Origin of the sequence: Neisseria sp. P0006.S004, from assembly GCF_051963015.1 — a bacterium.
In the GTDB taxonomy this organism is placed as follows: Bacteria; Pseudomonadota; Gammaproteobacteria; order Burkholderiales; family Neisseriaceae; genus Neisseria.
Map to the genome: position 1 here is coordinate 400,489 of NZ_JBQCUS010000001.1, position 24,791 is coordinate 425,279.

The following is a 24,791-nucleotide window of genomic DNA, read 5'->3' on the forward strand; positions in this document are numbered from 1 at the left end:
CTTTTGATTTTTTAGGGCGGAAAGGCATGTTTGGCAAGATGTTTTTTGTGAGCGTCATTCTGTTGCAAGTGTTTACATTCGGGCTTGGGCGTTCGCTGCAATGGCTGTTTGCGCCTTGGATAGGCAAAGTCGGCAGACGTTGGCTGATGGGTATTTCCTATTTCATTACAAACGGCTTGTTGGTCGGCTTGCTGCTGGAGTTGGGGCATATGATGTTCCGCGTGGTGGCGTTTTGGATGGTGATCTTGCTGTTTGTAATGTATGCCGCGTTGGCGACATTTATCCTGTATCTTTTGCTGCGCCGTTTTGTGGCACGCCAACCGCTTTCTCGAAGCCTGCGGCTGTTTGCGCCTTTGTTTGTGGCCGGTTTGCTCGGTTTTGGGATGTATAACGCCTATACGCCTGTTGTTCACCATCAGACTGTATTCATCAATAAGAAAATGGATAAGCCGCTGCGTATCGGCGTCGCCAGTGATTTGCACTTGGGGATTTTGTTTGGCGCGCGTCAATTAGACAAGCTGACGGACATTATGAAGCAGGAACAAGTCGATATGGTGTTGCTGCCGGGCGATTTGATGGACGATACCGTCGATGCATACCTGAAAGAAAACATGAAACCGCATTTACAGAAGCTGACTGCGCCGATGGGCGTTTACGCCACTTTGGGCAATCATGATTGGTTTCGCGATCAGAAGCGCATCAAACATGAATTGGAAGCGGCAGGTTTGACGGTTTTGGCCAATCAGGTTTTGGAAGTGAATGGTGTGTTGCTGGTAGGGCGGAGTGATGATTTGGATCGCAAGCGCCCCAGTGCGGAGCAGCTTTTAGAAGGTCAAAATACCCAATTACCGGTTTTATTGATGGACCACCGTCCTACTTCAATCGAAACCCATGCCCGGCTGCCGATTGATGTGCAGGTTTCCGGCCATGTCCACAACGGCCAAGTTGCACCTGCCAACCTTATCGTCCGTACGCTTTATCGTCTTGCTTACGGTTATGAGGAGATCGGCAACGGCCATTTCTTCACCACTTCTGGCTACGGCTTCTGGGGCATTCCCCTTCGTTTGGGTTCGCAATCAGAAGTGTGGGTTATCGACATCAAGTCAAGGCATTGAAATAAAAATATAAACTTCAGGCCGTCTGAATTTCAGACGGCCTTTTTTATGAAAATTGGGAAAAAATATTGAAATTGGATTATAATCGATGTTAATAAAATCAGCCACCGATATGAGTGGCATCATAACTAGGGAACTCACTATGGGCATTATCAGTCTTGTACTTATCTTCGTATCAATCGCCGCCGTCTTATTGTATTTCAAACAACAGTTGAAAGACCGCAAAAAAGACTGTCGCGAATCCTTTGTCTCTTTGCGCATTGCGCTCGACTGCCGACATCAGGCCGTCCGTCATGTATTGGATGCATACAGCAAACATCTGTACGAGCAGGGCATTGCATCGGATCAACACGTTCAGCAGATGTGTACCGAAGTCGAAACTGCATTGGCGCAAACTGCCAAAACATTTTCCGAATACAAAATCAAACATCTGTGTGAAGCCGAAACAGCATTGAATTATGCGCTGAAAAAATTGCAAACTGCTGTCAACGGCCTTTTGAAACAGTATCCTGATGAGCAATTGGCCGGTTTGATGGAAATGCTGGATGCTGCAGAAGCGGAAGTCGCATCGGCACGTCGCACTTACAACCGCAGAGCCGGAAGCTACAACCATCATTTGAACAAGCTGCCCAACCGCCTTGTCGCCAAGCCATTAGGCTTTGACAAGCAGGCAGGATTGGTTCGTTTTACGGAAAACCAAACGCAACGCATGAGCAGCAATATGTTGGCTTAAAAATTAAGCAGTTCGCTGAATAAGTGATAAACAAAAGGCCGTCTGAAATATTAATTTCAGACGGCCTTTTGTGTGCTCTTAATGAAAAATACTTAGGCTTTGGCCAATTTATTGGGCAAAGCGGATCAGGCTGTCGGCAAGCTTATCGGCTGCAGTTTCATAACCTTGTGCAGAGAAGTGAACGCCGTCTTTGGCTGCCAAGCCTTGAGCCATCCAGCTTTTCATGCTGCATGCCCCGCCCATCGCATCCTGCCAAGACCAGAACATGATTTTTTCGTCACGGGCAACGCGTTGCTGCATTTGTTGTACTTCGCTGAGTAAGACCGGACGGTTGCCACAGCTGCCGTAGGCAGTTTTCAAAGATTCCGGAGCGCCGAGGATCAGGATACCTGCGTTGGGCAGGGTATTTTTGATTTGACGGATGTAATTGCGCCATGTCCGCTCGGTAGAGGAAATATCGAGGTTGCCGGAAAAGGCTTCGTTGGTACCGTAGGCAAGGATGATTAAATCGGCTTTGGTTTGTGCCAAATCTTCCCACATACCCGGCCGCCATTTTGACCATTGGGATAACTGTGCGCCGTTGATGCCCATGGCGGAAACGGTTACGCCGCGTCCTGGGCGTTCGATATTAATGAAACCGATTTGCCAAGGCATGCTGCTGCTGAGCGTCATTGGCAGGGAGGCGTTGGTATGCAACAGTTGCCAGCCGTTTTGTTTGGCCGGGATTTCGCGGCCGTTGACGGTCAGGGTTTGCTCGGACCAAACCGGTTTGCCGAAAATGGAGATTTGTTGCATATCCATGCTGCCATCGGCTGCGCTTAAGGTAACGCTGCCGCCATCGGCGCGTGCTTCAATACCGCCGAAAGAAAAATCGCTGTGTGATTTGCGGCTGCTGATGGTGTTCCAACCGCTGCCGCTGTAACGGACGGTAGCCATACGCTGGCCCTTGACGGTGTTGGGATAAACCCAACCGATGCCGCCATTGCCCCATTGTTGTTGCAAACGGCGACGCAGGCGGTCGGTGAAATAGTCGCCGGCGGTGTGTGAGTCGCCGACTTGGATAATGCGGAACTTGCCGTCTGACGTATGGTTGAGCTGTTGCAGTTTGTTCAGCCAGGCAGGGCGGTTGGAGCCATAGTTGCTTAACAGGCCGTCATTGGTTGCGCAGGCGGTAATAGGGAGTGCGAGAAGCGTGAGGAGTAAGGTTTTATTAAATTTCATGGTTGTGTATCGTGTGTAAAATTAATTTTTTCCATAATTTTTCCGGCCAGTAGTTTTTGGCCTTCTGCGGAAAAGTGAATGCCGTCCTTGCTGCGGTAACGGATGATTTTTCCATCTACTTTGACAGAGTCGGCATATTCTTCTGCGCCATTGCTCAACAGTTTGTCGGTCGGCAGCCAGATGGCTTGAGGCGATACTGTACCCGACAGGATTTTGTCGAGGTAGCGCATCTGTTCGTTGAGCTTGGCTTTTTTCATGTAAGGAATGCCCAGCCAAATGACTTGGACATCATGTGCGGAGGCTGCATCAAGAATACGGCGGACGCGGTTGAGGTATTCTGCCTCCCATTCGGGGGAAGCGAACTTCAGATATTTTTTACCCATCGGGAAATCCCAAGGGTCGTTAGGGCCTAAGAATACAACCAAAACGCGGATGTCGGGTTCTTTTTGCAAAGTTTGTTCGATGGTTTTTGGCCAGTCGAAGAAATTGGGGTAGGACAAACCGGTACTTTGTTTGCTGAGGTTGACTGATTGTACGCCATATTCTTGCTTGAGGTGTTTTTGTACGAAAGGTGCAACGCCCTGCATCAGCGAGTCGCCGGCAAAGAAAACTTTATTGCCTTTTTTCAATACAACCTGCGTTGCCGACTGATCAGCCTGATTGCTTGGCTCGCTGGCGACGGTATCCGTATTGTTAGCCGCATCAGAAGCGGCAGTCTCTTTTTGATTGTCTGATGTTTCAATGTTTTCCGTATTTTCAGACGGCCTTGTTGTTTCAATGCCAGAGTTTTCCGAAACCAAAGCGTCTTCTGCTTCCAGCGAAGCTTTCAGGCCGTCTGAAAATTCGTAGGCTTTTTGTTGCCAATCCGCACCGATACGCCACCAAGCGTATTCGGATAAAGGCTCAAGCGGGCTGTTCTCATGATAGGTCTGCTGCCAATAGGCATTGATGGAGTTTTGGGCAAACCACGTCAGCGCAACCGCACTGAGCAGAATCGAAACAAACAGGGAGATAAAGCGTTTCATGTTCTGCTCCTTAGAAGTTGGCGTAAATAAAGCCTGGAATGCCGGACGGGGCGAAGACGATAATCAGGGCGAGGATAAGCGTGATGGGGATAAACCACAGCCATGCAGGCAGTTTGTCCAAGCCTTTTACCGATGCTTCAAATAAGCGAAGCAAATACGGGTACAGCAAAAGCATCAGTGCAAATGCACCCAGCAACATGAGGTCGGTCGGCAGAGGCGCGTTCCAACCTTTGTCATTGGCAAATAATGCGCTGAACAGCATTTCCGTATCGGCAAGCGTTGCGCTGTTGAACACGACAAAAGCGAAACAAACGAAATGGAAGGTAAACAGCCAGGCAAGCGGTTTGCCGATTTTCAGACGGCCTAAGGCATTGCGGCCGACGATTTTGTCGCCGCAGTTAAGGAATACCAAAGCCGCACCGTGCAGTGCGCCCCAAATCAAAAAGCTCCAGCCGTAGCCATGCCAAATGCCGGAAAGCAACATGGCAATCATCAGGTTGAGCTGGGTGCGTCCGAAGCCTTTTTTGCTGCCGCCCAAAGGGATATAGATATAGTCGCGAATCCAGGTGGACAGGCTGATATGCCATCTGTCCCAGAAGTCGCGGATGTTGATGGCGCGAAGCGGCGCGGCAAAGTTTTTCGGCAGCTGGAAGCCGAGCAGCATGGCCAAACCGATGACCAAATCCGAGTAGCCGGAAAAGTCGAAAAAGAGTTGGAAGGTATAGCCATAAATCGCAGACAACACACCCCAGCCATCGAACTGGGCCGGATTTTCAAAAACAGGCGATACCCAGCCTTCCGCCAATACGCCGGCAAGCCACCACTTTTTGGCAATGCCCAACACAATCAGGCCGACCGCCAAAGCCGGATAAATCAGCTGGCGTGCCTGTTTGGTGCGGATTTGCACCAATGCCCCCGCTTGTTCGCCGTCTATGCTTTTAAAAGCTGTCGCACGGATAATCGGGCCGGATGTGATGGTGGGGAAGAAGCTCAGATGCAGTAGGAGCTCGTGCCATTCAAAACGGTCTCCTTTAGGCTCGCGGTAGCAATACACCAAGTAAGCCAGCGATTGGAAAGTGTAATAAGACAAGCCCAAGGGCAAAAGGATATCGATGACGGCGCTTTGCCCCGTATATTGCTGAATAATCGGGCGGAAAAAGTCGAAATATTTGAAGAAACACAAAACAGTCAATGCCGCCGAAATACCGCAACCCAGCCAAAATTTGCGGATATTCTCGTTTTCAGAAAACATCAGCACGCTGATCAGGTAAACCACAGACGAGTAAACCAAAATCAGCGCGGCAAAAATGGGGTCGATACGGTAAAGCCAGCCCAGTCCGGCAACCAAAAGTAAAACGTTTTGAACTTGCGGCAAACGTGCAAATGCCCAGTACAGCGGCAAAAATACGATAAAGAATACCGCAAACTCAATAGACAGCAACGGCATGACAATTCCTTGATGTGTTTAAACTTTCAAACTTTTCGATTGATTGTTATTTTTTGGCGTTAAGTTTTGCACGGATGACTTCGACTACCGCGGGTAAAATCGAAATCACGATGATTGCCGCCATGACTAAGCCCAGATTGTTTTTGACGACGGGGATATTGGCGAAGAAGTAGCCTGCATAGGAAAACGACAATACCCACAACACCGCGCCGATAATGTTGTAACGGATAAACGTCGCGTAGTGCATATCGCCCATGCCTGCGACAAATGGCGCAAACGTCCGCACAATCGGCACAAAGCGGGCAATGATGATGGTTTTGCCGCCGTGTTTTTCATAGAACGCATGGGTTTTTTCCAAATACGAACGGCGGAAAATTTTGGAATCCGGATTGGCAAACAGTTTTTGTCCAAAATACTTGCCGATCATAAAATTGGCCGCATCGCCTAAAATGGCAGCCGCTAAGAGCAGCAATACCATGACGTGGATATTCATGCCGCCGATGGCAGCAATACCGCCGGCAGCAAACAGTAGCGAGTCGCCGGGTAAAAATGGCGTTACGACCAAACCGGTTTCGCAGAAAATCACAACAAACAAAATCGCGTAAATCCACGGGCCGTATTGGGCGGAAAGGTGGACAAGGTGTTGGTCGATATGGAGGATGAAATCGATAATGGTAGAAATCACTAGGGTTCCCAAATAAAAAGGCCGTCTGAAAAAGAACAGACAAATGTTTCGGCGAGAAGTTCGACATTGTAAAACCAAAGCGGAATAAAACCAATGCCGTAAGCGCATCAAGATATGTTTAGAAGTGCAGATATGTTGCAGGTATAGGCTTCAGACGGCCTTTATCCTTGATGGTGGACGGCAAAACAACGTAAAATAAAGCCGATTTCAACCTAACCGGTGCGCCTTTGTGAACCAGCTCATCTTCGATTTTGCCAGCCATGATTATCCAGGCTTCGACAAATTTCTGGGAACAGAAAATGCCGAGCTGGTGTATGTGTTGCAGCACAAACATGGGCAATTTATCTATGTTTGGGGCGAAGAGGGCGCAGGCAAAAGCCATCTCTTGCAGGCATGGGTCGCACAGGCGCTCGATGCCGGACGAAATGCCCTCTATATTGATGCCGCCGCCACGCCGCTGACAGAAGCCGCATTGGATGCGGAATATCTTGCCATTGACCAAATCGAAAAGCTTAATAATGAAGAACAGGCTTTACTGTTTGCCATATTCAACCGCTTCCGCAACAGCGGCAAAGGCTTTTTGCTTTTGAGTTCCGAATATACGCCGCAGCAACTCGTTATCCGCGAAGACCTGCGCACACGCATGGCGTATTGCTTGGTTTACGAAGTCAAACCGTTGACCGACCGGGAAAAAATCGATGCGCTCGTCAGCATGGCGGCTGCCCGTCAGGTAACCATCGATCCGGAAATTTTCGAATACCTGCTGAACCATTGGCGGCGCGATATGGACAGCCTGATGCAAATGCTCGATACCCTCGACAACTACGCCGTTATGATGGGCAAGCGCATTACTTTGCCGCTTTTGCGCCAGCTTTTAAAACAACAGGAAACCCAATGAAAAACCTTGCCATTTTCGACCTCGACAATACCTTAATCAATACCGATTCGGATCACTCTTGGCCGCAATACCTGATTAAAAAAGGCATAGTCGATGCGGCTGAAACCGAGGCGCAAAATGAAAAGTTCTACCAAGACTATCAAAACGGTTGTCTTGATATCGATGCCTTCCTCAAATTCCATCTCGCACCTTTAGCCCGTTTCAGCAAGGAAGAATTGGCTGAGTTTCATCGCGAGTTTATGGCCGAATATATTGTTCCGCACATTTCTCCGATGCAGCGTATGTTGGTGCAAAGCCATCAAATGGCGGGCGATGAAATGTTGGTTATTTCTTCGACCAACGAGTTCATCATTACCCCGATCTGTCATCTTTTCGGTATTCACAACATTATCGGTACACAGCTTGAAACCGGCGAAGACGGCCGATATACCGGCAACTATGTCGGTACGCCCAGCCTGAAAGAAGGCAAAATTACCCGATTGAACCAATGGCTTGCCGAGCGAGGCGAGACCTTTGAAAGCTACGGTAAGGTTTATTTTTACAGCGACTCCAAAAACGATTTGCCGTTGCTGCGTATCGTGAACGAACCTGTCGCCGTCAATCCGGATGCAGAGCTGGAAAAAGAAGCCAAAGCAAAAGGTTGGCCGATTTTGAATTTCAAATAACGACGAATCAGGCCGTCTGAAATATTTAATCTAACCACAACCCTAATAAGGACTAAAACATGAAAACGACTAAACTCCTCGCCTCAGCCCTGTTGTTTGCCGCTGTATTCGGTACCGCAGAAGCAGCCGATACCGAAACCTTGGAAGCCATGAAAGCGCAAAATGGCAGCGTTAAAACCGTTTTGATGGATGTCTTCACAACTCCTGCCGGCAATGTTGACCGCGTGAATATCATTCAATCCAGCGGCAATCCTGAAATGGACGAACGCGCAGTGAAAAGCGTTTCCAAATATCCTTATCCGAAACGTAAAACTGCATCTAAATATCAGCACGCCGTTACTTTTGAAACCAATGTTGAAGTAATCAACAACTGATTCGGACGCAAGGCCGTCTGAAAAACAGAAGGCGTTTTGATTGGGAAATTCCCTGTCAAAACGCCGTTTTATTCTTTAAACAAGTATAACCAAAATTTCCGTAAAACCACACGCTCCGGTGCTATACTGAAACAAATAAACCGCTTCATTACACATCATGTCTCCCCGTCCAGTTACCATTACTTCCTACAATATGCACAAAGGCATGTCTGCGCTCAACCGCAAAGTGCAGGTCAACCGTATGGCTGACGCGCTGGGTACATTGGGTTCGGACGTTTTGTTTTTACAAGAAGTCCAAGGACAACATCTCAACAGAAGCCGCCGTACCGACTTCCCCGATGCGCCGCATTACGACATCATCGGCGACAGCCTCGATTATCATCGCAGCTATGGTAAAAATGCCGTGTATCCCAAACGACACCACGGCAACGCCATTCTCAGCCGCTTGCCGCTGAAAACGGAAAACAACCTCAACATCAGCGTCAATAAACTCGAACAACGCGGCCTGTTGCATTGCGAGGTCGTGCCCGAAGGTTGGGAAGATCCGCTGGTGTGTCTGTGCGTCCACCTCAATCTGCGCGAGCCAGACCGCCTCAAACAATACCGAGCCATCAGCGACTACGTTGGCCGGTACATTCGTCCGGAAAGCCCTTTGATTATTGCCGGCGATTTTAATGACTGGCGGCAGAAATCAGCGCGTGAGCTGGGCAGTGCATTAGATTTGAACGAAGTATTTGTCGATAATACAGGCAAACGCCCCAAAACCTTCCCTTCGCGCCTGCCCATCCTAAGCCTCGACCGCATTTACACGCGCAATCTTGATGTCATCGATTCTGAAATTCACAACAGTAAAGACTGGCAACATTTGTCAGATCATCTGCCATTGAGTGTAACGGTTAGGCCGCATCGTAAAATGAATATGAAATCAGATAGAAAAATGTAAGGCTGAAATTTTTTAAAGCAAAGTACTATTGGCAATGTATCGAAAGAAAAAGTTTTTCACTCAGATATTTGAGACAAAAACAGGCCGTCTTAAAAGTTTCAGACGGCCTGTTTAAGTTTATAAAAAAGCGCAAACCTTTTTAAATCAAAAGTTTGCGCTTTAAATCTGGTGGAGGCGGGGGGAATCGAACCCCCGTCCGAAAGTCCTCTACAGAGCGTTCTACATACTTAGTTGTGTCTATTTAGAATCTCGTTCCCATCATGCCGACCAACAGGCCTTCAGGGAACCAGTTACCTTAAATCTCGTTTTCTACCAAGTAACCCGACAGAAAACCAGTCAATGTAGAATGACGTTGCGGTAGCTTGCACTACACAGCCCATTGACCAACTGCTGCAACGACAGGCCTTAAGCGGCCAGTGCGTAAGTTTCGTCGTTTGCGACTATTTAAATTCAGTGTTTAACGGGAAATCTGAGACCCCGGTATGCCCGCATCTGCTTTGCAACCCCCGTCGAAACCAAGATCGCCCCCAGATAGGAAAAGTCGATTATACGCATGTCAGCGTGCTTTGCCAAGCTGCCGATTGATTGAAAAGGCCGTCTGAACAGCAGTTTGCTTTTTCAGACGGCCTGTTTGGTTTAGGTTTATTGATGGTAGTTTTGCAAGAAGCGTTTGAGTTTGTCCATGGCTTCTTCGATTTGATGAACGGGCGGCAGGGTAACGATACGGAAGTGGTCCGGGCGTATCCAGTTGAAGCCTGTACCTTGGACGAACAAGACTTTTTCACGCACGAGCAAGTCGTAGACGAATTTCATGTCGTCATGAATGCCGTACATTTCGGTATCGATTTTTGGGAACATATACATCGCGCCCATCGGTTTGACGCAGGAAACACCGGGGATTTGGTTGATCAGTTCCCATGCCTTATTGCGTTGTTCCAACAGGCGGCCGCCAGGCAGGATAAATTCGTTGATGCTTTGATAGCCGCCCAAGGCCGTCTGAATGGCGTGTTGCATCGGCGTATTGGCACACAGACGCATGGAGGAGAGCATATCGAGGCCTTCGATATAGCCTTTGGCATGATGTTTCGGACCGTTGAGAACCATCCAGCCTTGGCGGAAACCGGCTACGCGGTAGGCTTTGGAGAGGCCGTTAAACGTAATGGTCAGCAAGTCGGGGGCGAGGGCGGCAATGTGATGGTGTACGGCACCGTCGTAAAGAATTTTGTCGTAAATTTCGTCGGCGAAAATAATCAGGCCGTGTTTACGCGCCAGTTCGGCGATTTCGAGCAGGATTTCTTTGCTGTACACCGCGCCTGTCGGGTTATTGGGGTTGATGACGACGATGGCTTTGGTTTTAGGCGTAATTTTGGCTTCCATGTCGGCAAGGTTGGGAAACCAGTTGTTTTCTTCGTCGCATAGATAATGGCGGACGGTACCGCCTGCCAGTGTTGCGGCGGCGGTCCACAAAGGATAGTCCGGTGCGGGAATCAGGATTTCGTCGCCGTCGTTGAGCAGCGCCTGCATGGACATGGTAATCAATTCGGAGACGCCGTTGCCGATGTAAACATCGTTGACGGTAACGTCGAGCAGTCCTTTGGTTTGGTAGTAGTGGACGATGGCTTTGCGTGCGGAGTAAAGGCCTTTGGAGTCGCAATAGCCTTGCGAAGTCGGCAGGTTGCGGATGACGTCAACCAAAATTTCGTCAGGCGCTTCAAAGCCGAACGGAGCCGGATTGCCGATATTGAGCTTGAGGATTTTGTTGCCTTCTTCTTCCAGTTGCAGGGCTTTTTTGTGAACCGGGCCGCGGATGTCGTAACAAACGTGATCCAGTTTGGATGATTTAGGGAATTTCTCCATGATGTGTGTTCCGTAAAATTGTTAACAATGGGATAAATGTACTCTTTTTGTGGGTAAATTAAAAGGGTTTCAGACGGCCGAGGCTTACTTATTGCGCGCTTCAGCACGGCGAACCGTCACGCTTTTACCGCCTATGCCCCAGTTGTCCATATTGATTTCGTCGATGACGACGACGGTCGTCTCGGGATTTTTGTTGAGAACGCGTGAGAGTAATTCGGTGACGCCGCGAATTAATTCGGCTTTTTGTTCCGCACTCGGGGCTTCGCTGCCGCCGGTTACTTTGATGTTGACGTAGGGCATGGCTTCCTCCTTTGAAAATAGCGTTTATATGTTATCTTATTTTTATCAGGCCGTCTGAAATTTGATTGCAGGATTTTTCATTGCTCATGTCAGCTTTTACAAAGAATTAAGTTTTTTGGAATAGATTGTTTTTAAAATGCGGTTTTATTTTGGATGGATATCGTCATGAACCGTTTTCTTCAGACTTTGATTGTGACCGCACCGATGGTAATTGCCGCGCCTTATGTGGCGGCGGAAACGCATCCTGCGCAAAAACAGATGCAGCAGAACATTGATGCTGTGTTGAAAATTGCACGTAACACGTCTTTGACAGAGGCGCAACGTGTGAAACAGGTTGAGCAGTATGCCAACCGTTATCTGGATTATGAACGTATTTCGGCTTTGGCTGTCGGCGCGCCATGGCGTGAATTTTCTGCCAAACAGAAAACTGATTTTATCCGTGCTTTCAAAGACATGGTGATTGCGATGTACTCGCACTCTGCACTGATTGGTGCGGCGGATGCGAATGTGCGCCTGTTGCCGAAGATGACGGCAAACGGCAATAAGTTTGACGTTTTCTCGGAAATTCAAACCAAAAAAGGCACCAAGTATGAAGTAGCCTACCAGCTTTACCAAAGCGGCGGTGCGTATAAGATTTACAACATCCGCGTGGACGGTACCAGCTTGGTAACGGTATACCGCAACCAATTTGGCGAGCTGATTAAGAGCAAAGGCATTGACGGTACGATTGCGACTGTCGAAGCCAAGGGCTTGAAGAAACAATAAAGCAGATTGATAAAAGGCCGTCTGGATATTCAGACGGCCTTTTTGTGTTACGGGCTGATTAAGCACGTTTACGGAATTCGCCGGTACGGGTATCGATTTCGACTTTGTCGCCGTTTTCGATGTAAGACATCACTTGGATTTCAGTGCCGCCGACCAGACGTGCGGTTTTCATCACTTTACCGGAGGTATCGCCTTTAACGGCAGGCTCGGTGTATTCAACTTCGCGAACGATGATGGTAGGCAATTCTACGGAGATTGGGTTGCCTTCGTAGAAAGTGACTTCGCATACGTCTTCCATGCCGTCAACGATGAATTTCAACGCGTCGCCGATGTTGTCAGCTTCGATTTCGTATTGGTTGAATTCTTCGTCCATGAAGACGTACATTGGGTCGGCAAAGTAGCTGTAAGTACAGTTTTTGCGGGCCAAGATTACGACGTCGAATTTGTCGTCGGCTTTGTAGATGCTTTCAGAAGCGGCACCAGTCAGCAGGTTTTTCAGTTTCATGCTGACTTTGGCGGAAGAGCGACCGCCTTTGATGTATTCGGTTTTTTGAACAACCATAGGGTCGTTGCCAACCATGAATACGTTGCCGGCGCGCAGTTCTTGTGCTGTTTTCATTGTAGTTTTCCAATCAAATCGGTTGTAATAAAACGCGCTATTTTAGCGTATTTTTTTGTGCTTTGAAATAAAGGCGGCAAGTTTTTCAACGGCACTTTTTTGAGCAAAAAGTCCATTCCGCCATTTTGCCGCGCTTTGCCGCCATTCGTTTTGGCGTGCCGTCAGGGTTTGCCATGCTTGCAGGCGCTGGCTGTCGCTGAGTGCTTCGCCGTTGTTGAGTTCGTCGGAAAGGAGGTGGTGTGCCGTGGCGACAACATCCGGATAAACCTGATGCGCTTTGTCCCAAAACGCGTGTAGTTTGTCGAGATGGATATTTTCTTCTTGCGGATAGATGTGCCAAAAGAAAGGTTTTCCGGCGAGCTGGGCGCGAACAAAGCTGTCTTCGCCGCGTATGATGGCGCCGTCGGCAAGGTTGAGCAGTTTATCGAAATTCTGTTGTGCAACGAAAGGGATTTTGATCAGGGTAACGTGTTCGCTTTGATACATATCGCCGTCTTCAAGCAGGGCGTTTTGCGGCACTAGGCCGCTGTTTTTCAGGCTGGCGATGATTTGTGTACCTGCAAGCAGCAGGGTGATGGGTTGGCCGGCCTGTTGCCACATGGTCAGCCATTTTGCCCAAATATCGCTTTGATAGCCGAAAAGCAGCCACTCGGGCGCATTTTTTGCGGGAAGTTTGAGTTGTCGGCGTAAGGCTTCCGTATCAAGTCCGGCAGATTCTGTGTAATCGCGTTCGCGCAGCAGGCCGCCGCTTTTTTCGCTGAAACCCATAAACCAAAAGTATTTCTGTATGCCGCCGGCTTGGGGCGAGGGCATTAAGTGCAGCCTCTCGTTGCTGTCTTCCGCGCTGAGGTATTCCCAGTTGAGCCAAAGCGGTTGGTGTCGACGGATGATGGTTTGAACATTGTCGGGCAGTTCGCAAGCGAAGGTTTCGATGACGATGTCGGGGGTAGGGGCTGTATCGGTATCTTCGGCATGGTCGGTTTGCCAAGCGTGAATGCCGATGCCTTGATGGATATTGGGAATCGAGGCCAAGTCAGGGCAGAGTGCCTGAAGGGATGGGAAATCGTCTGTCCATAAATGCACTTGCCAGCCGAGTTCCCGTTGCAAAACACGCGCCAGCCGCCATGAAACGCCGATGTCGCCGAAGTTGTCGATGACGTTGCAGAAAATCCAGCAGGTATAAGGTAGGGGAGTGTTCATGGAAAAATATGCCCAAGGCCGTCTGAAAACATCAGAATGCGCCGAAATAGTGGAACAAATAAACAATCAACAAAACAATTGGGATAAACATCCATATGCTTTGCCGTTTCAATTCGGGCTCTTGTTTGAGGTGGTGTTTGATGACGTCAAAGAGGACGAATTTAAATAGGAACGTGGCTTCGCAGGCAAGGATGATGCCGTTGATGAGGTGTTGCGTTTTGTCTTCGGGCGGGTTGAGGGCAAACCATAAAAGGGTGGCAAGCGGAATCAGGCAGACGGCGAGCCAGCGCAAAAGAATAGGTTTGGACATGGCATGTGTGCAAGAAATAAAAGAAACATTATACCCTGTCGTCTTTCAGACAAGTACAAATCAGGCTATCATTCGGTTTATTTGAAGCGAACATTTATCCCTATGCAAACCCAAGCCATCATCCGCCATATCGTTCAATGGCTCAAAGATTACGCCGAGCAGGCGCGTGCCAAAGGTTTTGTCGTCGGCGTATCCGGCGGCATCGATTCTGCCGTGGTTTCCACACTTGCCGCGCAAACCGGTTTGTCGGTTTTGTTGTTGGAAATGCCGATTCGTCAGAAAGCCGACCAAGTCAACCGTGCGCAAGAACACATGGGCCGTCTGAAACAGCGTTATCCTAACGTAAAAGCGCAAAGCGTTGATTTGACCCCGGCGTTCGATACGTTTGCCTATACCGTTGACGTCAGCGAAACCGAATTTCCCAACAAACAGCTGGCACTTGCCAATGCACGCAGCCGCCTGCGCATGACGACGCTTTATTATTACGGCCAGCTGCATGGTTTGCTGGTGGCGGGGACAGGCAATAAAATTGAAGATTTCGGCGTCGGTTTCTTCACCAAATACGGCGACGGCGGCGTGGACATCAGCCCGATTGCCGATTTGACCAAAACTCAGGTGTACGCTTTGGCAGCCGAGCTGGACGTGTCGGAAGACATTCAAAAAGCCGTACCGACGGACGGTCTTTGGGATACCGAACGTACCGATGAAGAGCAAATGGGCGCATCTTATCCCGAACTCGAATGGGCGATGAGCGTGTACAACAGCCACAAGCCTGAAGATTTTGAAGGCAGACAGCGCGAAGTTTTGGCAATCTATACCCGATTGCACAAAGCCATGCAGCACAAAGTCAATCCGATTCCGGTTTGCAAGATTCCGGAAGAATTGTTTTAAGTTTGAACATCAAAAGGCCGTCTGAAAACGCTGGATTAAGGTTTTCAGACGGCCTTTTATATTTTATTTCAATAAGAATTGGGAATATGCTTGAAAAACAGCATCATCAGATACCAAAACAGCGTAGCGGCCGCCGCGCCCAGCAATACCCACGCGCTGATTTTGGCGATTTCCCGAATGGTGCGCTTTTGTTGGCGGCTGAACAAACGGTTCACAATCAATGCCGCTATGGCGCAAAAGAAAAAAAATCGCAAAAGCCTGCCAATCATTCCACATTCTCCCAAAAATATTGCCTTTAATCAGGGCAGGCCGTCTGAAGCCTCATGCACAAAACAAAAACGAAACGTTATAATACCCCTTTTGCCGCTTCACTTGGAAATTACAAATGACAACAAATGCCTCAGTGGGCATTGTAACGCCCCAGAAAATCCCGTTTGACACACCGCTTGCTCTGGAAAACGGCAAAACCTTACCCCGTTTCGACCTGATGATTGAAACCTATGGCACACTCAATGCCGACAAAAGCAACGCCGTTCTTATCTGCCACGCCCTGTCAGGCAATCATCACGTTGCCGGCAAGCACAGTGCGGAGGATAAATACGCCGGCTGGTGGGACAATATGGTCGGCCCCGGCAAACCCCTCGATACCGAACGCTTTTTTGTGGTCGGTTTGAACAACTTGGGCGGCTGCGACGGCAGTACCGGCCCTTTATCCGAGAATCCTGAAACCGGCCGCGAATATGGTGCGGATTTTCCGGTTGTAACCGTCAAAGACTGGGTGAAGTCCCAATCCATGCTTGCCGATTATCTCGGCATTCAAAAATGGGCGGCCATTGTCGGCGGAAGTTTAGGCGGTATGCAGGCATTGCAATGGACGATTTCTTTGCCAGAACGCGTTGCCCACGCGCTCGTTATCGCTTCCGCGCCTAAACTTTCCACCCAAAACATCGCGTTTAACGATGTTGCCCGTCAGGCTATTTTGACTGATCCCGATTTCCATCAAGGCCATTACCGCAGCCATCATACCGTTCCTTCACGCGGTTTGCGTATTGCGCGCATGATGGGACACATTACCTATCTTGCCGAAGACGGCTTGGGTAAAAAATTCGGCCGCGATTTAAAATCAGACGGCTATCAATACGGCTACGGCGTTGAATTTGAAGTGGAATCTTATCTGCGCTATCAAGGCGATAAGTTTGTTGGCCGCTTTGATGCCAATACTTATCTGCTGATGACCAAGGCACTCGACTACTTTGACCCGGCAGCCGATTACGGCCACAACCTCACGCGCGCCGTGGAGAATGTGCAGGCCAAATTCTTTGTTGCCAGCTTCAGTACCGACTGGCGCTTCTCGCCGCAACGTTCGCATGAATTGGTCAAGGCATTAATCGCCGCACAAAAATCCGTGCAATACATTGAAGTCAAATCTAATCACGGCCACGATGCCTTCTTGATGGAAGACGAAGCCTATATCCGCGCGGTTGCCGCTTATATGAACAACGTTTACAAGGACTGCCAAAAATGAATCTGCGCGACGATTTGCAACTCATTTACGATTGGATACCCGAAGGCAGCCGCGTACTCGATTTAGGCTGCGGCGACGGCGAGCTGTTGGCCGCGTTGGTGGAACATAAAAATTGCACCGGCTACGGCGTTGAAATCGATACCGACAGCGTGATTGCCGCCATATCCCGCGGTGTGAACGTCATTCAAGCCGATTTGGAAGAAGGCTTGGTGGCTTTTGGTGATCAAAGTTTTGATGTGATTGTCTTGAGCCAAACCATTCAAGCCATGCAGAACACGGAAAAAATCCTGCGTTGCCTGATGCGCGTGGCCAAACAGGCCATCGTCAGCTTCCCTAACTTCGGCTACTGGCGCAACCGCTTTCAAATCGCCGTCGGCGGCCATATGCCGGTTTCCGAGCGGATGCCGTATCATTGGTACGATACGCCCAATATCCATTGGTGTACCCTCAAAGATTTTGATTTGCTGTGTGCCAAAAATAAAATCCGCGTGCTTGAGCGAGCGGTCATGACGGGCAACCGACAGGTCAAACATCTGCCGAATTTATTGGGCAGCCTGGCGTTTTATCGCGTAGGTTGATGCGGTTATCAATAAAGGCCGTCTGAACAGGTCATAACGAAAGCATAGCTTTTGAGATACCTGTTCAGACGGCCTTTTATTGTTCAAGCAGATTTAAGCCTGTTTCAGTTTTTCCAACAAGGCCAAACTGCCGGCATCGACCAGACAGTAGGTTTCGTCAAAGTCGCCTGTGTACCACGGATCAGGAACGTGGTTGTAACCTGAATCGGGGATAAGGTCGGTCAGTTTGAAGATTTTGCCGGGGTGGAAACCGAGCTGTTTTTCGGTTTCTCTGAGGTTGTTGTCGTCCATCACGATGATGTAGTCGAAATGTTCGGCATCGCTGGGTTTGATTTTGCTGCTGGTAAAGCCTGACGGGTCGATGCCGTGTTGTTTGAGTACACGGCGCGTGCCTTCGTGCATGTCTTCTCCGTCGTGCCAACCTGATGTGCCTGCGCTGGCTGTAATGACGGCATTGTCCATGCCTGCTTCGCGGGCGCGGTGGCGCAGGACGTATTCGGCCATGGGGGAACGACAGATGTTGCCGAGGCAGACGAAAAGGATTTTGTGGGTTTTCATATGCGTGAAAATGAGCGGTAAGGTTTGAAAATCAATGCAACACGCTAAACCGTTTTCAGACGGCCTTGGCGTGTTGCATTTTCAATTTAGTTTACATTGCTGAAGAAAGGATTATGACCTTCCAGTTTCAACGCTTGGGCATAAGTAGGGATGTTCTCGTTTTCGCCCAATGGGTTGTGCAGCAGGTAGAGGTGCTCGATTCGGCATTCGGCCATCAGGTCGAGGAAGTTTTGCTGAACGATGGCGATATTGTCGGTTGAAGCCAGCTCCCAAGTGAAGGTCTGTGGAACGATTTCAAACGCGCTGTCTGTCGCGTTGAAGCTGAACTGGAGCTTACCGTCCGCTTTCGCTGCGGCAACAACGCCGACGCGCGGGCTTTGCATACGGATGGCGCGGATGGCGTTGGTGGCAAAAACGTCCATGGCCATGCGTTGGCGGGTATGGCTGCCGTCGGTAAGCGCGTCAAGCGGCGTATTGGGCGAGAGCGGGTTGGTAAAGAGGGTAACGCCGTCGAGGGCGAGATGCTCTTGCCAAACCTGCATCAATGGCAGGCCTGCCTGTTGCAGGTTGAGGCCCAAGGCCGTCTGAATGTCTTTATTGCCGTAGCCCAGCGCGTAAACAACATGGACGGATTGGCCTTCGGGCAGCGTCAATGGTTTGTATTCGAATTTTTGCAGGAATGCGCCTGCCGCTTCATCGTTTTGCTTGGCTTGGAACCACTCGCCCGGGGTAACGCTGCTCAAGTCGGTAGATTGGACGAGGTAGGGCAGCCATTGTGTGTTTTGCGTGAGGGTGCGCAGGTTGGGGTAGTTTTGCAGGCAGGCGAAGAGGGCTTCGGTAGGCAGCGTGAGCGGCAGGGTTTGTTCTTTTTTGCAACCGGCGACCAAAACGACAGGCAGGGCAAACCATTGGGCTTCGTTATCGTTTTCCGCTTTCAGGACTTCGCCCACGCTTTGAATCAGGCTGGTGTAAGTGCCGACATCGGGCGCCATGGTCATTGCCAATGAAAGGTTGATGTAATGGTTTTGGCTGAGCATGGTGCGGATTTCGGTTTGCAGTTGGCCGGCCGAAAGTTTGCGAGATGCGGAGGAGGAGTTGTGCGCCAGCTGATAGGCATTGAGCAGAAGGTAGTTTTTGATAGGGCTCTGCGGATAAGGGCGGGTATCTGGAAGAACAAAGGTTTTCATGACGGTTTGAAGTGTTGTGTTGTAAGTGTGGCGATTATAGCAATTTAGTCAGTCGGTGTGCTTGTTAATACATGAAATTCAAATGACGGCAGGGTGTGTGCTTCATTTTTATGCAGTTTCAGTGTCGGTATTTTGAGGCTGAAGAGGATGGTGCCCGATGTGTTATAATCCATGACCAAACATAATTCAGAAAGGAACAAAATCATGCGCTTGCTTCATACTATGCTGCGTGTCGGCAATCTCGAACGCTCTTTGGATTTCTATCAAAACGTATTGAACATGCAACTGCTGCGCCGCCGCGATTATCCTGAAGGCCGTTTTACTTTGGCTTTTGTCGGTTATGGCGATGAGGCGGACCATACTGTTTTGGAACTGACCCACAACTGGGATACCGAGTCTTACGACTTGGGCGATGCTTACGGCCACATCGCGATTGAAGTCGATGATGCTTACGCCGCGTGTGAACGTGTCAAAGAAATGGGTGGTAAAGTGGTACGCGAAGCCGGTCCGATGAAACACGGCACGACTGTGATTGCGTTTGTCGAAGATCCGGACGGCTACAAAATTGAATTTATTCAAAAGAAAAGCGGTAGCGATTCGGTACAATATTCATCTTAAGGCATAAGATAATGGAAAAGGCCGTCTGAACATTCAGACGGCCTTTTGTTTAATCAGCCCAACTGTTTTTGCTTTTCGCTCAACAGGGCGTGTACTTGAAGCGCGGTAGCGTAGCGGTCTTCTCCCGCTTCAATCGGATCAAGGAAATGCAGCTCGACCGTGCTGGAAGGCTGGCTGATGACCATGCAGATAGATTGCCAGAGGCTGATGTCGCCGTAGTAGGCAGTGTGCGGATTGGGGCTGCTGCCGTCAGGATTCGGATAGCGGCAGAGTGCCGGAATAATCGGTACGTCTGCATCGTAGGCCGTCTGAAAAAAGCTGGGTTTGAACGGCAGGATTTCACGGCCTTCGGTACTGGTACCTTCGGGAAAAATGGTAACGGTATCGCCGTTTTTCAGTGCTTCGGTCACGCCGGCGATTTTGGCGGAGTTGCCTTTGATGCCGCGGTTGCGCGAGACGTAAACCGTTTGCGCCTGTGTGGCGAGATAACCGACCACCGGCCATTTGGCTACATCGTCTTTAGCCACAAAACGGCCGGGGAATGCGCCGTTGACCGCCATGATGTCCAACCATGAAATATGGTTGCTGATAAGCATTTGACCGCGGCCTTCTTGCGGCGGCGTGCCGAAAGTTTGCAGTTTCATGCCGCAGGAAGCGAGCACGCGCAGCGACCATAATTGAATCGCGCGCAGTTTGCGTTTGCTGCTGTAAAAGGGAAACAGAAAAAACATTTCGGCCATGCCGTACAAAAGGCAGCCGGCAATGCAGAGAAGACGGAAGATAAAACGGATTTTGGCGGTCATTGTGTGTGTTTTTTTATAAAGATTAGGCAGGCCGTCTGAAGTTTCAGACGGCCTTTTATTATGAATCGGTTTTAGGGGCGAAACGCTGCAAGTAGCGGTCGGCAAGGTGGTTGATGTCCATCATGATCAGCACATCCGCGCAGTTGAATGCTTCATCGACGCAAGGCTCGCCGCAGAACCACGCGCCTGCTTTGAGATAACCTTTGATCAGTGCGGGTACAGGCGGATTTTCAGACGGCGTGATACTGTCCCATTTGAGCGGGTTGAGCGGTTTGACACACCATTGTGCCGGAGCGAGGTATTTGTCTTTCAAAGCATGATACAGGCCGGCCGCATCGTTGCCGCCGTCACGCATTTCGATACTGCCGCAACCAATCATAAAGCGCAGGTTTTCGTCTTTCATGAATTTGACCAAACCGGTCCACAACAGCATAACCAAGCCGCCGTTGCGGTAGTCCGGGTGGGTACAGGCGCGGCCGAGTTCGACGGTTTGCGGCAGGATGTCTTTCAAAGGCTCAAGGTCGAATTCATGCTCGCTGTACCAGCCGCCGACTTTTTTTGCGGTTTCTTCGGTAATCAGGCGGTAGCAGCCGATTACCTCGCCGGTTGCATCGTCAAAGGCAAGCAGGTGGTGGCAATGTTCATCATAAGGATCGACATCGCGGCCGTCATCGCTTTCGATTTCCGCACCCAATTCTTGGGCAAAAACCTGATAGCGCAATCTTTGGGCGGCTTCGATTTCAGCTTGGGTTTCTGCAAGGCGTACGCTCAGGCCGATTTTGGGGCCCGTTTGATTGAAACGGCTAGGGGACATGATGTTTCCTGTTTGAAGAAAATGGCTGATTATAGCGGATATACGGACAGATTTATATTGATTTGCTTTGCGGTAGGGCAAATTATGTCGGGTTGTTGGAAAAAGGCTTCAGGCCGTCTGAATTTGGCATGCCAAGCGGTACAAGCGTAGAATCAACGTTTTTGCCGCTTTTTTTTTGTTATGGAAACCTCTTTTCTGCTTGCCGGAAAAATTACCGAGCTGACGTTGATTGTTTTGATGGGCGTGGCCTTGGTGAAGGCCGGGCTGTTGAAATCGGAAAACAGCTACACGCTCTCCGTCATCGCGCTTTACCTGATCAGCCCGTCTGTCATGATTCATGCCTTTCAGATGGACAATACGCCGCAGATTATCGAAGGGCTTAAGCTTTCCGTTATGCTGGCGGTGTTTTTCCATGTGGTTTTGATTGTTTTGGGCAGGTTGTTTAAGCACTTGTTTAAACTCGATGCACTCGAACACGCGGCAACGGTGTACAGCAATTCTGGCAACCTGATTATTCCTTTGGTGATGTCGGTATTTGGTGCGGAATGGGTGATTTACACCAGCGGTTTTATCATGGTGCAGACGTTTTTATTTTGGACGCATCTGCGCCTGTTGATTTGCGGCCGAGGCAATGTGGCTTGGAAAACCATTTTCACCAATATCAACATCTTATCCATGCTGGTCGGGCTGCTAATGTTTACCTTTCAAATCAAGCTGCCGCACATTGTCGATAATACTTTGGCGACGGTGGGCGGTATGATTGGCCCGGTTGCCATGTTGGTGGCGGGTATGCTTTTAGCTTCCTTGCCGCTACGCTCGATTATGTGGACGCCGAGGCTTTATCTCGTTGCTTTTTTAAGGCTGATTTTGATTCCGGTATTATTGCTTTTCGCCGTCAAAGTTTGCGGTTTTGCCCATCATGATGCGCATGCGGATACGGTTGTGTTAATCAGCTTTTTGGCAACGACTTCGCCTGCCGCTTCGACAGTTACCCAAATGGCGGTTGTTTACGGCAAAAATGCCCAAAAAGCCAGCGCGATTTATGGGCTGACGACCTTGCTTTGTGTGGTAACCATGCCGGTAATGATTGCGTTATATCGTTGGATTATTTAAGAAAAAGGCAGGCCGTCTGAAACTTTGACTTTATGTTTCAGACGGCCTGTTTGGTATTTTAATTTTGAAAATAACTTTTATTATCAATTAATTAAACAATTAAAAAACTATACAAAGCTGATTGCTGCGTGTATCCTTACGTCTAACATTCATCCAATATCAATCTTTAAAGGAACACAGCCATGACCGACTTTACCCTTTGGGAAACTGCACCTTTCAATTCTACGATTGACCATATCCTGCAACGTTACCACAATGTCCACCGCGCCCAGTTTGAAGAGTTGGTTCCGCTGGCGCAAAAAGTGGCGCAGGTTCATGCCGATACTTTCCCTGCCGAAGTTCCTGATTTGTTGGCCTATATGCAAAACGAGCTGTTGATGCACATGATGAAAGAGGAGCGCATGTTGTTCCCGATGATTAATCAGGGTGTGGGCCGTGGTGCAGCAATGCCCATCAGCGTGATGATGCACGAGCATGAAGAACACGACCAAGCCATCGCGCGTTTGGAAGAATTGACCAATAATTTTGAGCTTCCCGAAGGCGCTTGCGGCAGCTGGACCCGTTTGTACACTTTGGCCAAAGAGATGGTGGATGATTTGAAAGACCATATCCATTTGGAAAATGAGATTTTGTTCCACCGCGTTTTGGCTTCTTAAAATTTGAGCTTAATCAAGGCCGTCTGAATGTTCAGACGGCCTGTTCTTTAATCCCTTGCTAAGTTAGTACAATAGTTCTAAAATTTTAATAAAGAAACAAAATCAGGCAGTAAAGGCACACATCCGTTCTTTTGTTTACTTGAGAAGGAGTTTATGAATGAAACATTCTAAAGTTTTACTATCGGGTATTCTGTTTGTTGCTTTGACTGCGTGCGCCCAAACGACGGACGGCAGTTGGAGCGCCTTGCAGGATACGAAAACAGGCGTGCAGTCGCGACCTTATTATGAATTTGGCAATGTGGTTCAGAAGATTTCTTTTAAGAAAACCGGTAATCCGGAAAATGGTCTGAAAAAGCCTGTCTTGACTGTGTATCGTCAGGGCAAGCTGTTGGGCGAAGCATATAATTTGGAAGCCTCTCATGGCAGCCCCTTGTTGCCAACCCTGTTTCTGGTAAACGGCAAGTCATTAAATGTAAATGACGGCAACGATAAAAAACAATTGGCTTCTGCGAAGAGAATCGATTTTTACGATTTCGGCCACGGCCGTATCGGCCATGCAGTCTTTACCGCGCCTAACGGCATCTGTCAGGATATGAAACACGGCAAAGGCGTTTCCTATAAGCTGGTTACCAACTATGTTAATTTTCCGGATTATCCTTCGCCTGAAAATATCTTGATTATCACTGCGCAAGGTAAATATGAGCAAGACGGGTTTATATTGGATTCCACTGAGTCAAGAGTGACCAGTGCCAATAAAGAGTTTGCCAGAAAATATGGCGAAGCCCTGAAATCCAAGAATGGCCCTGAGACCAGACAGGTAAATATGGCCAATGCAGCTAGTGCGGAAAAAGGCAGGCTGTTGGCTGATTATGTATGTAGGTGATGAAATCAAAGGCCGTCTGAAATTCAGACGGCCTTTTTGAATCATGAATGCATTTCTTGTTCAAACGACAGCAGAATCTGTTTTACTTCATCCGCTTCTTTGACGGCGCGGATGCGGTCAAACAATACCTGCGCCTGTTCAAACTCTTTTTTCATTATGCCCAGCCACTGTTTCAAACGGGCAACCGGATATTTGTTGTTGGCTTCTTTAGCAAGGCATAAGTCGAAGAATTGGACTATCCATGAGGAGACTTCGGCAAAGTCGGTGTCTTTCACTGTTTCGCCGTTTTCATATTGTTTGATTTGCCGCGCCAAGTCGGGACGGATCACCGCGCCGCGCCCGAGCATCACGCTGTCGCAGCCGCTGACGGTTTTAATATCGAGATAGTCTTGAAGGCTGAACACATCGCCGTTGGCGGTAACGGGAATACTGACTGCATCACGGATTTTGCGCACCCATTCCCAATGTGCCGGCGGTTCGTAGCCTTCGACTTTGGTGCGCGCATGGACGGTTAACGCGCATGCGCCGCCATTTTCAATCGCGGAGGCGCATTCCAATGCCAGACTTTTGTCTTCATAACCGAGCCGCATCTTGGCAGTCAGCGGAATGTGTTGCGGCAGGCGCTGGCGCAGGGTGTGGACGATTTGGTAAATCAAGTCGGGCTCTTTGAGCAAGACCGCGCCGCCTTTGTGTTTATTGACCGTCGGCGCGGGGCAGCCGAAGTTGAGGTCGATTTTGTCCGCACCGAAACGCACGGCTTCCAAAGCATTGACGGCCATGTTTTCCGCATCGCTGCCTAAAAGTTGGACAGTGCAGGGCGTGCCGGCCGGTGTGCGGTTGGCATGGGCGATTTCGGGAACATATTTAAGCCAAGTGGTGCGTGAGTGGACCGTGTGCGTAATGCGGACAAATTCGCTGACGCATTCGTCAAATCCGCCGATGCGCGTCAACAGGTCGCGCATCACATCGTCCACCAGCCCCTGCATGGGGGCAAGAATAAGCTGCATG

29 protein-coding genes and 1 other RNA gene are annotated in these 24,791 nt (G+C 49.3%); 14 read left to right on the top strand and 16 right to left on the bottom strand.

Annotation, left to right across the window (positions count from 1 at the left end):
* Positions 1 to 26: 26 nt before the first annotated feature.
* Together ACTHR2_RS01875 and ACTHR2_RS01880 are read left to right on the top strand one after the other, a co-directional pair.
* Complete coding sequence (locus ACTHR2_RS01875; RefSeq protein ID WP_263341653.1) at positions 27 to 1,115, top strand: metallophosphoesterase; 1,089 nt, start codon at positions 27 to 29, stop codon at positions 1,113 to 1,115.
* 142 nt (positions 1,116 to 1,257) lie between these two features.
* Positions 1,258 to 1,848, top strand: coding sequence for a LemA family protein (locus ACTHR2_RS01880; RefSeq protein WP_263341655.1), 591 nt, complete (start codon positions 1,258 to 1,260; stop codon positions 1,846 to 1,848).
* 108 nt (positions 1,849 to 1,956) lie between these two features.
* On the opposite strand, the gene ACTHR2_RS01885 is transcribed toward ACTHR2_RS01880, so the two are convergent.
* The 4 genes from ACTHR2_RS01885 to ACTHR2_RS01900 are packed head-to-tail and all read right to left on the bottom strand — an operon-like array spanning position 1,957 to position 6,226.
* Entirely contained in the window at positions 1,957 to 3,069 is a 1,113-nt protein-coding gene (locus ACTHR2_RS01885; RefSeq protein ID WP_063068782.1) for an SGNH/GDSL hydrolase family protein, read from the bottom strand.
* Positions 3,066 to 4,094, bottom strand: coding sequence for a peptidoglycan O-acetyltransferase PatB (gene patB, locus ACTHR2_RS01890; protein ID WP_263341658.1), 1,029 nt, complete (start codon positions 4,092 to 4,094; stop codon positions 3,066 to 3,068). The genes ACTHR2_RS01885 and patB overlap by 4 nt, the downstream gene beginning before the upstream one ends.
* Before the next feature lie 10 nt (positions 4,095 to 4,104).
* Positions 4,105 to 5,541: an MBOAT family O-acyltransferase gene (locus tag ACTHR2_RS01895; RefSeq protein WP_263341660.1), complete on the bottom strand. Its 1,437-nt coding sequence runs from the start codon at positions 5,539 to 5,541 to the stop codon at positions 4,105 to 4,107.
* 46 nt (positions 5,542 to 5,587) lie between these two features.
* A complete protein-coding gene (locus tag ACTHR2_RS01900; RefSeq protein ID WP_070813899.1) occupies positions 5,588 to 6,226 on the bottom strand; it encodes a DedA family protein in 639 nt (212 codons plus the stop codon).
* Between the two features lie 229 nt (positions 6,227 to 6,455).
* On the opposite strand from ACTHR2_RS01900, the gene hda reads away from it, so the two are divergent.
* From hda to ACTHR2_RS01920, 4 genes are all read left to right on the top strand, one after another.
* On the top strand, positions 6,456 to 7,124 hold the full coding sequence (hda, locus tag ACTHR2_RS01905; RefSeq protein ID WP_003682428.1) for a DnaA regulatory inactivator Hda: 669 nt from the start codon (positions 6,456 to 6,458) through the stop codon (positions 7,122 to 7,124).
* On the top strand, positions 7,121 to 7,789 hold the full coding sequence (locus ACTHR2_RS01910; RefSeq protein WP_254323785.1) for an HAD family hydrolase: 669 nt from the start codon (positions 7,121 to 7,123) through the stop codon (positions 7,787 to 7,789). The genes hda and ACTHR2_RS01910 overlap by 4 nt, the downstream gene beginning before the upstream one ends.
* Positions 7,790 to 7,848: 59 nt before the next feature.
* Positions 7,849 to 8,163 (top strand): TonB family protein, encoded by a 315-nt coding sequence (locus ACTHR2_RS01915; RefSeq protein ID WP_254323784.1) that lies wholly within the window; start codon positions 7,849 to 7,851, stop codon positions 8,161 to 8,163.
* A gap of 157 nt (positions 8,164 to 8,320) precedes the next feature.
* Positions 8,321 to 9,106 (top strand): endonuclease/exonuclease/phosphatase family protein, encoded by a 786-nt coding sequence (locus ACTHR2_RS01920; protein ID WP_254323783.1) that lies wholly within the window; start codon positions 8,321 to 8,323, stop codon positions 9,104 to 9,106.
* A 166-nt stretch (positions 9,107 to 9,272) separates the two neighbouring features.
* Here the strand turns inward: ACTHR2_RS01920 and ssrA are convergent.
* From ssrA to ACTHR2_RS01935, 3 genes are all read right to left on the bottom strand, one after another.
* Positions 9,273 to 9,635: a transfer-messenger RNA gene (gene ssrA, locus ACTHR2_RS01925) on the bottom strand.
* 113 nt (positions 9,636 to 9,748) lie between these two features.
* Positions 9,749 to 10,963 (bottom strand): pyridoxal phosphate-dependent aminotransferase, encoded by a 1,215-nt coding sequence (locus tag ACTHR2_RS01930; protein ID WP_263341667.1) that lies wholly within the window; start codon positions 10,961 to 10,963, stop codon positions 9,749 to 9,751.
* 84 nt (positions 10,964 to 11,047) lie between these two features.
* Positions 11,048 to 11,263 carry a tautomerase family protein gene (locus ACTHR2_RS01935; RefSeq protein ID WP_263341669.1) on the bottom strand — a complete coding sequence of 72 codons (216 nt, stop codon included), beginning with the start codon at positions 11,261 to 11,263 and terminating at the stop codon, positions 11,048 to 11,050.
* A gap of 165 nt (positions 11,264 to 11,428) precedes the next feature.
* Between ACTHR2_RS01935 and ACTHR2_RS01940 the strand changes: the two genes are divergently transcribed.
* A complete protein-coding gene (locus tag ACTHR2_RS01940) occupies positions 11,429 to 12,028 on the top strand; it encodes an MlaC/ttg2D family ABC transporter substrate-binding protein (RefSeq protein WP_263341672.1) in 600 nt (199 codons plus the stop codon).
* A 58-nt stretch (positions 12,029 to 12,086) separates the two neighbouring features.
* Here ACTHR2_RS01940 and efp read toward each other — a convergent pair whose 3' ends face one another.
* Genes efp through ACTHR2_RS01955 form a run of 3 tightly spaced genes read right to left on the bottom strand, consistent with a single transcriptional unit; the run spans position 12,087 to position 14,157 of the window.
* Positions 12,087 to 12,647, bottom strand: coding sequence for an elongation factor P (efp, locus tag ACTHR2_RS01945; protein WP_070608205.1), 561 nt, complete (start codon positions 12,645 to 12,647; stop codon positions 12,087 to 12,089).
* Positions 12,648 to 12,689: 42 nt separating this feature from the next.
* Positions 12,690 to 13,847, bottom strand: a complete 1,158-nt coding sequence (gene earP / locus ACTHR2_RS01950; RefSeq protein ID WP_263341675.1) for an elongation factor P maturation arginine rhamnosyltransferase EarP — start codon at positions 13,845 to 13,847, stop codon at positions 12,690 to 12,692.
* Between the two features lie 31 nt (positions 13,848 to 13,878).
* A complete protein-coding gene (locus ACTHR2_RS01955) occupies positions 13,879 to 14,157 on the bottom strand; it encodes a hypothetical protein (RefSeq protein ID WP_003747149.1) in 279 nt (92 codons plus the stop codon).
* 102 nt (positions 14,158 to 14,259) lie between these two features.
* On the opposite strand from ACTHR2_RS01955, the gene nadE reads away from it, so the two are divergent.
* Positions 14,260 to 15,048, top strand: a complete 789-nt coding sequence (nadE, locus tag ACTHR2_RS01960; protein ID WP_263341679.1) for an NAD(+) synthase — start codon at positions 14,260 to 14,262, stop codon at positions 15,046 to 15,048.
* A gap of 68 nt (positions 15,049 to 15,116) precedes the next feature.
* Here the strand turns inward: nadE and ACTHR2_RS01965 are convergent, their stop codons facing one another.
* The gene (locus ACTHR2_RS01965; protein ID WP_003747144.1) at positions 15,117 to 15,317 is read right to left on the bottom strand and encodes a protein MIGRI; all 201 of its coding nucleotides are present in this window, start codon (positions 15,315 to 15,317) and stop codon (positions 15,117 to 15,119) included.
* 116 nt (positions 15,318 to 15,433) lie between these two features.
* Here ACTHR2_RS01965 and metX point away from each other — a divergent pair, with 116 nt between their 5' ends.
* Positions 15,434 to 16,573 (top strand): homoserine O-succinyltransferase MetX, encoded by a 1,140-nt coding sequence (metX, locus tag ACTHR2_RS01970; RefSeq protein ID WP_263341681.1) that lies wholly within the window; start codon positions 15,434 to 15,436, stop codon positions 16,571 to 16,573.
* Positions 16,570 to 17,151 carry a methionine biosynthesis protein MetW gene (gene metW / locus ACTHR2_RS01975; protein WP_004519858.1) on the top strand — a complete coding sequence of 194 codons (582 nt, stop codon included), beginning with the start codon at positions 16,570 to 16,572 and terminating at the stop codon, positions 17,149 to 17,151. The genes metX and metW overlap by 4 nt, the downstream gene beginning before the upstream one ends.
* 93 nt (positions 17,152 to 17,244) lie before the next feature.
* On the opposite strand, the gene ACTHR2_RS01980 is transcribed toward metW, so the two are convergent.
* Together ACTHR2_RS01980 and ACTHR2_RS01985 are read right to left on the bottom strand one after the other, a co-directional pair.
* Positions 17,245 to 17,709, bottom strand: coding sequence for a low molecular weight protein-tyrosine-phosphatase (locus ACTHR2_RS01980; protein WP_263341684.1), 465 nt, complete (start codon positions 17,707 to 17,709; stop codon positions 17,245 to 17,247).
* A gap of 86 nt (positions 17,710 to 17,795) precedes the next feature.
* Positions 17,796 to 18,896: a hypothetical protein gene (locus ACTHR2_RS01985; protein WP_003685151.1), complete on the bottom strand. Its 1,101-nt coding sequence runs from the start codon at positions 18,894 to 18,896 to the stop codon at positions 17,796 to 17,798.
* 204 nt (positions 18,897 to 19,100) lie between these two features.
* Between ACTHR2_RS01985 and gloA the strand changes: the two genes are divergently transcribed.
* Entirely contained in the window at positions 19,101 to 19,514 is a 414-nt protein-coding gene (gene gloA, locus ACTHR2_RS01990; RefSeq protein ID WP_003685011.1) for a lactoylglutathione lyase, read from the top strand.
* A 53-nt stretch (positions 19,515 to 19,567) separates the two neighbouring features.
* Here the strand turns inward: gloA and ACTHR2_RS01995 are convergent, their stop codons facing one another.
* Entirely contained in the window at positions 19,568 to 20,317 is a 750-nt protein-coding gene (locus tag ACTHR2_RS01995) for a lysophospholipid acyltransferase family protein (RefSeq protein ID WP_263341688.1), read from the bottom strand.
* 58 nt (positions 20,318 to 20,375) lie between these two features.
* Complete coding sequence (locus ACTHR2_RS02000; protein WP_263341691.1) at positions 20,376 to 21,131, bottom strand: GNAT family N-acetyltransferase; 756 nt, start codon at positions 21,129 to 21,131, stop codon at positions 20,376 to 20,378.
* Positions 21,132 to 21,311: 180 nt separating this feature from the next.
* On the opposite strand from ACTHR2_RS02000, the gene ACTHR2_RS02005 reads away from it, so the two are divergent.
* The 3 genes from ACTHR2_RS02005 (at position 21,312) to ACTHR2_RS02015 (ending at position 23,783) form a co-directional block, all read left to right on the top strand.
* Positions 21,312 to 22,244 (top strand): AEC family transporter, encoded by a 933-nt coding sequence (locus ACTHR2_RS02005; protein WP_263341693.1) that lies wholly within the window; start codon positions 21,312 to 21,314, stop codon positions 22,242 to 22,244.
* Positions 22,245 to 22,426: 182 nt separating this feature from the next.
* The gene (gene dnrN / locus ACTHR2_RS02010) at positions 22,427 to 22,900 is read left to right on the top strand and encodes an iron-sulfur cluster repair protein DnrN (RefSeq protein WP_070460041.1); all 474 of its coding nucleotides are present in this window, start codon (positions 22,427 to 22,429) and stop codon (positions 22,898 to 22,900) included.
* Positions 22,901 to 23,057: 157 nt separating this feature from the next.
* Positions 23,058 to 23,783, top strand: a complete 726-nt coding sequence (locus tag ACTHR2_RS02015; RefSeq protein ID WP_263341696.1) for a hypothetical protein — start codon at positions 23,058 to 23,060, stop codon at positions 23,781 to 23,783.
* 41 nt (positions 23,784 to 23,824) lie between these two features.
* Here the strand turns inward: ACTHR2_RS02015 and ACTHR2_RS02020 are convergent, their stop codons facing one another.
* On the bottom strand, positions 23,825 to 24,790 hold the full coding sequence (locus ACTHR2_RS02020) for a tRNA dihydrouridine synthase (protein WP_440375282.1): 966 nt from the start codon (positions 24,788 to 24,790) through the stop codon (positions 23,825 to 23,827).
* Between the last annotated feature and the right edge of the window lies 1 nt (position 24,791).